The organism is Mycobacterium helveticum, assembly GCF_007714205.1.
Taxonomy (GTDB): Bacteria; Actinomycetota; Actinomycetes; order Mycobacteriales; family Mycobacteriaceae; genus Mycobacterium; species Mycobacterium helveticum.
The window spans coordinates 1-8717 of record NZ_VMQU01000174.1 but is presented as its reverse complement, the minus strand read 5'-3'; the positions used below and the strand labels follow the sequence as shown (position 1 = coordinate 8717).

The following is an 8717-nucleotide window of genomic DNA, read 5'->3' as shown; positions in this document are numbered from 1 at the left end:
CTGACCCCGGTTTCGCGGGCATTCCTTACGTGATGCATGGATCAACTTTCGCGGGCATCTTGACGTGATGCATTACGCCCTCGATGAAGTGCGGCCGCCGAAACGGCCGCGACTGGAGGGATCATCCGGCACGTATCCGGTTATGGCGCTCCCTCGATGAAGTGCGGCCGCCGAAACGGCCGCGACCTGCTGCAATGGTGTTGGCGCCGGACAATGCGCAGCCCCCTCGATGAAGTGCGGCCGCCGAAACGGCCGCGACTCAAACGACGGAAAATCGTCGTCGTCCTTTTTGCGGGCCCCTCGATGAAGTGCGGCCGCCGAAACGGCCGCGACGGGAGATCTCCACCAGCGGCGTGACTGCGTCGGGGAGCCCTCGATGAAGTGCGGCCGCCGAAACGGCCGCGACCCGGCTCGGTCTTGTAGAGCGCGACCGACTCGCCCCCTCGATGAAGTGCGGCCGCCGAAACGGCCGCGACCGGTGGCATTGGCCGATGGCGTGGATTTCGAGGATCCCTCGATGAAGTGCGGCCGCCGAAACGGCCGCGACCAGTGCAGCACCCAGCGGCCACCACCAGCAGTGCGCCCTCGATGAAGTGCGGCCGCCGAAACGGCCGCGACCGTCACCGGAGGGTTCGGCAGCAGCGCCGTCCCCACCCCTCGATGAAGTGCGGCCGCCGAAACGGCCGCGACCACCGTCAACGTCGCCGAGCGCGTCGACCCTCCCAGCCCTCGATGAAGTGCGGCCGCCGAAACGGCCGCGACCGTGGCGATCGGTATCAGTCCCATGTACGGGGTCAACCCTCGATGAAGTGCGGCCGCCGAAACGGCCGCGACGAAGGAGCAGGAAGGGTCCGCGTCGACCGGTACGACCCTCGATGAAGTGCGGCCGCCGAAACGGCCGCGACAGGCGAACTAATTCTATGCCTTTGACCAGCGGGTTGGTGGCAGGTCCGCGAGATCCTCCACATGCCAGCCACGAGCTACCTACGGCTAGATGTCCGGACGAGCACCGCACAGTGCCTGAACAGGGAGGATCGCACGCGAGCGCTCCCCGGGATTCTTGTCGTGACCGGGGTCTCGCGCAGCGGTTCAGATGACAATTGCGCCATTGTTCATGATCGGCCGGGATCGTCCGATGAAGGCGTACCGCTCCTTATCCATACTCCGGACGAGCCCCAGATCACAGATCAGCACGGAATCCTCGGATGGGACGATGATCGTGGACACTTCGTTCTTCAGACGCGCTAAGCGTGCCGGGCTTGCGTCGATGACGAAGACGCTGTACTGCACGCGGTCACCGTGCCGCTCAAGGCATTTTGCGAGCCGGTCGCGTCGACGATCCTCAGGAATGTCGTAGGCGATCAAGAACCGGCGCGCGTCGTTTCGGGTCATCGCGTCGTTACGCCCGTGTACTTCGCTTGGCTGCCATCGATGTAGCCGAGCACCATTCGCGCTTGGACCTCGATCGCCCGACGCCACGTGATCTTGTACTTGAAAACCGGATGTGCAAACTCAGTGGCCAACCGACGTTCATATGCCGAAAGCAACGCTTTGCGGCCTTTGTCTCGCAGTCGGCAAGACCCGAGAGCACTGCTGAAGTCGGATTCAGTTATTTCGTAGTTGTTGATCGCAGTCAGCACTACGGCATCGCCTAGCGGTGCGCGAAACTCCTCCATCAGGTCGAGCGCTAGCGCTGGCTTGTTACGGTTGCTGCTGTGCAGGAATCCCGCGTGCGGATCGAGTCCGCAGGCTGCCACTGCCCGGATCGTTTCGGCGACGAGCACACCGTACACGAAGTTCAAGGCGACGTTCAGGGGATCGAACGCCCCCCTGCCAGCCCGGCCCCGCCACCGCGCCATGAATGCCGCTCGCTGCCTATCTCGCAACATCGTCGCGAAGCTCGCGAAATACCGCGCAGCCGCCTCACCCTCGAATCCATACAGCGCGTCGAGTGTCTCGGCGTTGAGGGCGTTTCGCTGCATCGCCCGCAGGTGCGAGACCGTTTCAGGTGCATCGCCGTTGCGGCGCAGCAATGTTGCCTGATTCGCAATCTTGGCTCCGACGAATTCGCGCGCCAACGCAAGTCGCCCTTCTGCCGAGGCCCCATGCTGGCGTACCCGCTCCAGTCCATTCGGCGTATTCGCTGTGTGGCTCCACCCGACGACGCGACCCGCGCCGGAGCACCACACGATCGTGAGCCCGCGCCACAACAGCTCTCGGATCAATGCGCTCGACAGATCGACGTTGCCGTGAACAACGAGTCCTGAAACTCGCTCGAGCGGGAACGACGCGAGTTCCTCCCCGCGCGCAGAAATACGGAGGCGACCACCACGTGTGAACGCACGACTACCGAAAGTCGCGAGATGGACGATCTGACTGTCCGGGTCGGCGACATGGATACGCCGGGTGACTGGCATCTGCGCGCGTTCGTCGGGTAGACAGATGCTGACATGCGAGCAGTTCATGCACCGAGGGTCGTCATGGAGCGGCTCGGGCGCTGTCGCCGACTGAAGCGTTTCCCTGGTCTTGATCACCTCGACGCGCGCAGCGTCGAAGTCTGCGTCGCTGAGCACGACCGGGACGTACTTGTGATGCGTCGTGAAGTAGACGGCGTGTTCGGTGACGGCATGGCCCATCTCCTGCAGGCTGGCGCTCTGCAGCGCTAACTGGATCCGCATCGGCGCAGTAGGTTCGGCCTTCCTCCGTACAGGTGTGGCCTTGTACTCGACCACTCGCAGCGACCCATCGTGGCTCTCCACGGTGTCAGCGCGCCCAGTGATGCCCCAAGCGCGGTGAGCGATGTCGACGGAACGATGCCTATCGCCACGCGACCTCGTTGGATCATCGGTGGCACGGTGTGCGAGTTCGCCGACCGACATCTGGTAGGTGTCCGTCTCTTCCCCGGCGGCCTCGAGCCACGCGCGGCGTGGGCAGAAGACATGATGTGCGACAAGGCTGATCGGGAGTGGGTCCACGTCGTTCATGACCGCGCACCGATCGGAACTATGGATCCGTCGCGAATTTGCCGCTCCGGTGCGCTCGGGTTATCCGACACAAACACCGGAAATCGGACCAAAGCACGGATACGTCTGTCCCCTAACCACTTTCGTGAATTCCCGACGGCGATCTCGTCCAGCGCCGACACAGCCTGCGGGTCGGCTGCGGCAACGGCGAGCTGCCTCGACGCGACGACCGTCCGGAGCCGGGCAAGAGTGATCGGACGTGTTGGCACTGGCAGGAAGACGAACGTGGGGTTCGTCCGCCTGCTTGGAACGTTCGTGCCAGCTGTCCCCGATTGCTCCCGCGTGTGGGGCACCACGGGAAATTGAGCGATGCCCCACAGTGCGCACCAGGCGAGCACATTATCTACAGGTCCCGGTCTCGCGAAGCCCGTCGCGGTGCGGGATTCTGGCTGATTCCCGCCTGCTTCGTCGTTGACTGTCGCGCCCTTCAATCCAGATAGGATCTCATCTACCTGACGGGCCGCCACGTAACCGGCAAGGGGTGCCAGGCGGTTCCCGACAAACTCCTCTCCTCGGTTGCGTGTCTTCATCTCCCACCGGCTCGCACCGCCATCTGGCGTCCTATCGACGAGCCAGTAGGCCGGCTCTCCGAGCGCGCCGATCATCCGCAGGTCGAGCAAAGCGCGGCTAGCGACCAGCCGATCGAGTGCCGTGTGTCGAGCGGACTGCAGATATCGCCACGCCGCTGGCGAGGAGGGCGCCTTGATCCGCGGGCTGAACGCAGCTGTTGTCTTTCGTTCGTGTTCGATGCGCAGGGCGAGCCAGCTGTCGGGCGACGTGCGCCCAGCTGCATGGCGATGCACAGAATCGGCGATGAACTGGGGCTCCCGACCGACATCGAGTTGTGGACGCGGAATTCGTTCGTCGGTCCACCAGACCCTGGCGCTCACTCCAAGTTCTGCTTCGCAGATTCCCCCGAGACCGAACAAGGCGAAGTGGGTCAGCGCGCTTGTTACCGAGCCCGCAGGTGTGAAAATGCTCATCGTCCCTCCCCGGAGACTTGTCCGTCGGCAGCGCGCAGGAGCGCCTCCAGATATGCGCACCCCCACACACCCCACCGTTCGTCCGTCGACTCGATGACCTCGTCCCATTCGCCGATATCGAAGAGTCCCAACGCATGTTGAACTACTTCAGCGTCCTCATCACAAATCAGCAAGCCGTCGGAGGTGTGGGGGAACACTGGACGCCCATATCCGTGGCTCGTTCCGACAAGACGGAGGACGAGTTCGCGGCTGTCCGATCCGCTCATCTCAGTTGCCGCGATCGCAACCGAAAGCTGCTCGTGGCGCCATCGGGTTGGCAGACCACCTGAGTTCTGGGTACGCGCCACCTGCCGGATCGATCCGCTGGGGCTCTTGGCAAGGAGGTATCCACTCGTATCGGGGTTACCGAGAGTAAAGCGCTGAAACCGCTTGTCACACTTGCCCGCGTCATGGAGCCGACCAGCATCTGACAGTGCTTCCTGAACCTCAGGTGGTAGGCCTACACGGTCGGACAGCGAACACGCGCGTTGAGCGACGGCAGCGTTGTGCGCATCAAGAAAAACCGGATCGCGAGACGGCGTCCACACCTGTTGTGTGACCTCGTCGACCGCAGTCGGCAGGGGCGCAGAGACGACGAGCCAGCGCGACGACGGATCATCTAAAGCGCCGAAGGAAATCGCCAGGCTCTTCGCGTCGCTCTTTGCGTCGCTCTTCAGGTCATTGGACAGTCGATCGATGCGCTGGTCACGATCTCGATACGAGTAGACGAGCTCCGCAATCTCGCGGTCATCGACCTCGCCGTCGAACGACGCGATCAGGTCGGCGAGTTCCTCCAGAAGACTGTCCACATCATCGGACATCCCACCAACAAAGCGTACAACCCACTTTGCCCCGTCTTGCTGCACAACCTCTTCGTAGACGTCGGAGCCTTCCTCGCTCGGAGCGGTTGTCACTACGCCAGCGGTGCACATCTTGTGTTTGCCGTCGATGATCACGATGTCACCAGGTCCCAGATCACCTGCATCGTCGAGCGGGTGGATCTCGTTGTCCCGGAATAGGAACGCACGATCATACAGTGAGTCGGTATCGGCACCCATTATCGACGATACGACTGTTCGGGTCGTGCCCAGGGACGCCGGGTAGATTTCGCCGTCGATCGGCCGGGTCGCTCGGAGTAAGTCGATGGCAGCTGAGTTGTCCGCTGGCAGATGAGCGCGCACGGCCACGCCACTCATCACGTCGTCGCGGTCTAGCGAGTCGCGCAGCCACAGTTCCAGATCAGGTTCCTCGAACAGATCGGAGCTGGTGCGGCTCAAGAACCACAGATCGTATGGCTCCAGGCGTTGCAGCAGTGTTCGCTGCAAATGTTGGGCGGGCGGCGGTGATTCTCTGAGTGCCCAGGGCGACACGCCGCGTAAGTCTTCTGCGCGTTTGCCCAACCACTCCCAGGTTTGTCGGAGGTGTTCGTACGCATCGTTATCACCCACTCGGGTGTAGGGATAGACCGTGAGTGTTCGCAGGTTCTTGCCGTCAATCTCCTCGGCGAGGAGCGGTGAACTCGGTGGCGGGCCGATCACTACGACCTCTGTTTCGCGCTTGTTGCCGAGGCGGTTAACCCTGCCGGCACGTTGTGCGAGTGCAGACGCCGGAGCGAGTTCGGTGACCAATGCCGACAGGTTTATGTCGACGCCGACCTCGAGGGTCTGGGTAGCGACCAAAACATCGACATCGGGATTACCCCGCACCGTCAGCAGGTTCGGCCTCCTGGCCTCTAGCGCCGCTCGGTCGTACGGCCGCATCCGGCCGACAAGCAGTTCGGCGTTTAGCCCGGCTGTCTTGAGGCGCGTGGTGATGTCGGCTGCAAGCGGAACGGTATTAACGATGCAGCCGACCGTTCGGCCGAATGTCTGATGGAGCCGGATCGTCTCGCCCACTATGACATCGATATAGCGGCTCCGGTCAGGGCCACTGCGTGGAGATGGCCAGGTTGCTTCACCCACGCGCCGCACACGTTTCGGTGTCGTGAGTCTAAGTGTTAGGTCATCGCCGCTGCCGACCGCAATGTCCGCGGGTTCGACGCCGATCTCAATAAGATGCTCATTCACCGACGACGGATCGGCGGGCGTGGCGGTCGTCTCGACGACTTGCAGGACAGGCACGCCGATGGTGTTTTCGCCGGATCGCGCCAGTTCCGCTACCCGACGGGCGGTCGTCAGCAACTGTCGGTTCAAATGCGCCTCGTCCAGCACCATCGTGGCGTCGTGGACGAGGAGCCCCGCCTCTCGCGGGCGGGCGAGGTGCGATGTGCCATAACCGCGAAACAGCACTCGGCTGCCCCACATGTCCGGCGTGGCGCAGATGATCTGGCACGCCGATGGATCGGTGGCCCAGCCGCGGCGCGGCGAAACGCCGCCGCGGAGATCGACTACATCGAACACCGCGCGCCCGCCATCTGCCGATCGTTCGGTCCGCAACGACCGGAGGGCGGTTGCGATGTCGCCGAGCAGTGATCCCGGCTGCGCCTTGTCCAAGGATTCGCGGATCTTGGTGGCTCGTTGAGCCTGGTTATCAACCAGCGCGCGCCGGTTTACCACGAGGGCCAGCCGCCTCGGCACTCGGGCGATCTCGCCGGTCGCCGACAGGGCGACGGCGAAGATATGGATATCGACAACACTCGACTTCCCTGCGCCGGTTGGGGCGACGAGCCTGTCCGGCCACCTGCCGGTCTGCGCGAGCTTGTCGAACAGTCGACGTTGCCATGCGAAGGGCTTGTAGCCATCGTTCACCTCGGCGAAATAGGCGTCGAAGTCGTTGGCACGCAAAGTCATCGTGCACCTCCTCCGAGCGTAGCGAAGCTATCGTCGGGAGAATCCACCGGAACAAGCAGCCCGCCACCAAGATGACGGCTCTGCCCGATCGCGACGAGCGTCCGCTCCGTCGCGAGGCGACCCAGGCTAAGCGTCGCACGATACGGTTGCACCAGAATCTGTTTCGGCGTCTTGTGCACCCAAGCGGCGACGTCGGTCCTGTGCAGGAGCCGCGCATCGTGTACTTCGACTCCGTAATCCGCCGTACGGGAAGCGATCTCCTCGAACCATCGGCTGCTGTCCCGGCGCGGTGCGATCCTGTCACGCCAGACGAGGCCAACCGAAACGCGAGCGGCATCGCGCAGCGACCACCGCTTCCGTGAGCCCTCCGGACCGTACCCGCGCCGTTGCGGCGAGGTTTCCGGAACGGCGACGGGATTTGTTGTCCATCGCCGAACGTAACCTCGCGCTGGCGCGCACCAGAACTTGTCACCACTCACCGTCACCACGCGCGATACTTCTGCGTGTCTGCGGTCGGCGGAGAATCCGCGAAAACCGATAAGCGCTTGATGTAGGGGCACAAGATCCTCCCCTGAGGCGTCACCGGGGATCAGGAGCGCGAAAGCACCTGATGCGATGTCATGCTGCGCGACCATCCCGGCCGGCAGGTACTGGATTGCGAGATGATTCGCTGGTTGCGGAACGCCTTTCGGGTAGGTACCGGTGATTAACGGCGGCGCGCCAAAACCGATCCGGGCGATTAGAGCACGGTGCAATGAAGCACACCAGCGCACACGGTCCTCGGGGCGGATCGTCCGAGAGGTGGTGAGGAGGACCACCGTCGGCCACGGCGCGCTGGTCGGTTCGATGTCTGGAATGCGATAGCGTAGCGCCTCCAACGCCTGGCGTGCCGGTCTTGACGGTGCCGGGTAGTCGTCTGTCTTGTGCCGGTCGTCGGCGATCGACGGTGACTTGTCGTTCGCGGTTGCGTGCGCGGCTGTGAGGGCCGCTGTCCGCCCGGCTGCAGGCACTCGAAGTTCGGTTCCGCCGGCATCGAACACCGACCCGTTGCTGTCGAGTGAATGCGTCGGCTCGATCTCGGACACGGCGAGCCGAACCGGGCTGGTCGTTTCGCCGAGGCAGCCGACGTCCGTGCAGAGCTTTTCGAGCACCGCACGCACGTTGTCTGGTATCCCGTCTTCCCAGCACCATCCGACAGGGCCGTCGTACGTGTACCCGTCGGAAAACGAGCGGCCGCCAACCTTGTCCTTCCAGTCGCGGCCTTCCTTCCGGACCACTCCCTCGCGGCGAAATGCGATAATCGGCGATGCTGCTATTGGATACACACGGGGCAGCCGAATGCCGGTTGGCGGGTTGGTCTCCAGCCATTGGAGTGCGGTCAGGGCTTCGGCAGATGGGTGCAGGCCCACCTTGTCGAGAACCGCTGTACTGCCCTGTGCGGCCGCATTGAGCAGAGCACCGTGCAGTCGCGCCGGGTCGGGAAAAGGATCTGGCGACCCGTCCGCTCGGTGGCCGGTGAAAGTGCCGAGCAGGAACGTGGCCTCGATTCCGATTGCCATCGCTCACTCCTCGGCTGATTCGGCGGTCGCGGCCGAGTAGATGTCGGGGTTACCGACGACCTCGAAGACCTGGCCATGCCAATCGACACTCGCGGTTCGCTCGGCCTCGGTAAGTGCCTCCGCAAGCAGTTCATCGGCAGCGGTGATCGAAAGTGCCTCGAGTGCAACATGATCACCGCCACGAGTGTCGAGTTTTACAGCTGTCGGGGTGCTTTCGACAAGGTCGCAGTTCGCTCGCAGGTACAGCTCTGACCCTGATTTTTCAGCCGGCTTGTGATGATCTTGTTTTCGGTGATCTGGTTGATGGTGGCTGCGCGCTGATGG

5 protein-coding genes, 1 pseudogene and 1 CRISPR repeat array are annotated in these 8717 nt (G+C 63.3%); all 6 genes and pseudogenes read right to left on the bottom strand.

What is annotated here, in order from left to right; translation table 11 throughout:
* Positions 1-77: 77 nt before the first annotated feature.
* Positions 78-906: direct repeats of the CRISPR family, unit length 37 nt; unit sequence CCCTCGATGAAGTGCGGCCGCCGAAACGGCCGCGACC.
* A gap of 183 nt (positions 907-1089) precedes the next feature.
* Positions 1090-1392, bottom strand: a complete 303-nt coding sequence (gene cas2 / locus FPZ47_RS25090) for a CRISPR-associated endonuclease Cas2 (RefSeq protein WP_144956575.1) — start codon at positions 1390-1392, stop codon at positions 1090-1092.
* Positions 1389-2984 (bottom strand): CRISPR-associated endonuclease Cas1, encoded by a 1596-nt coding sequence (gene cas1 / locus FPZ47_RS25085; protein WP_144956572.1) that lies wholly within the window; start codon positions 2982-2984, stop codon positions 1389-1391. The genes cas2 and cas1 overlap by 4 nt, the downstream gene beginning before the upstream one ends.
* Entirely contained in the window at positions 2981-4006 is a 1026-nt protein-coding gene (locus tag FPZ47_RS25080) for a hypothetical protein (RefSeq protein ID WP_144956569.1), read from the bottom strand. Before FPZ47_RS25080 ends, cas1 begins: the two co-directional genes overlap by 4 nt.
* Positions 4003-6834, bottom strand: coding sequence for a type I-G CRISPR-associated helicase/endonuclease Cas3g (cas3g, locus tag FPZ47_RS25075; protein WP_144956566.1), 2832 nt, complete (start codon positions 6832-6834; stop codon positions 4003-4005). Before cas3g ends, FPZ47_RS25080 begins: the two co-directional genes overlap by 4 nt.
* The gene (gene csb2, locus FPZ47_RS25070) at positions 6831-8393 is read right to left on the bottom strand and encodes a type I-G CRISPR-associated protein Csb2 (RefSeq protein ID WP_144956563.1); all 1563 of its coding nucleotides are present in this window, start codon (positions 8391-8393) and stop codon (positions 6831-6833) included. The genes cas3g and csb2 overlap by 4 nt, the downstream gene beginning before the upstream one ends.
* A 3-nt stretch (positions 8394-8396) precedes the next feature.
* A pseudogene (locus FPZ47_RS28640) lies at positions 8397-8717 on the bottom strand (hypothetical protein); the annotation flags it as partial.

What these genes read in the sequence shown, in the direction of transcription:
- cas2 (WP_144956575.1), bottom strand. Translation starts at nt 1,392, where the DNA reads ATGACCCGAAACGACGCGCGCCGGTTCTTGATCGCCTACGACATTCCT.
- cas1 (WP_144956572.1), bottom strand. Translation starts at nt 2,984, where the DNA reads ATGAACGACGTGGACCCACTCCCGATCAGCCTTGTCGCACATCATGTC.
- FPZ47_RS25080 (WP_144956569.1), bottom strand. Translation starts at nt 4,006, where the DNA reads ATGAGCATTTTCACACCTGCGGGCTCGGTAACAAGCGCGCTGACCCAC.
- cas3g (WP_144956566.1), bottom strand. Translation starts at nt 6,834, where the DNA reads ATGACTTTGCGTGCCAACGACTTCGACGCCTATTTCGCCGAGGTGAAC.
- csb2 (WP_144956563.1), bottom strand. Translation starts at nt 8,393, where the DNA reads ATGGCAATCGGAATCGAGGCCACGTTCCTGCTCGGCACTTTCACCGGC.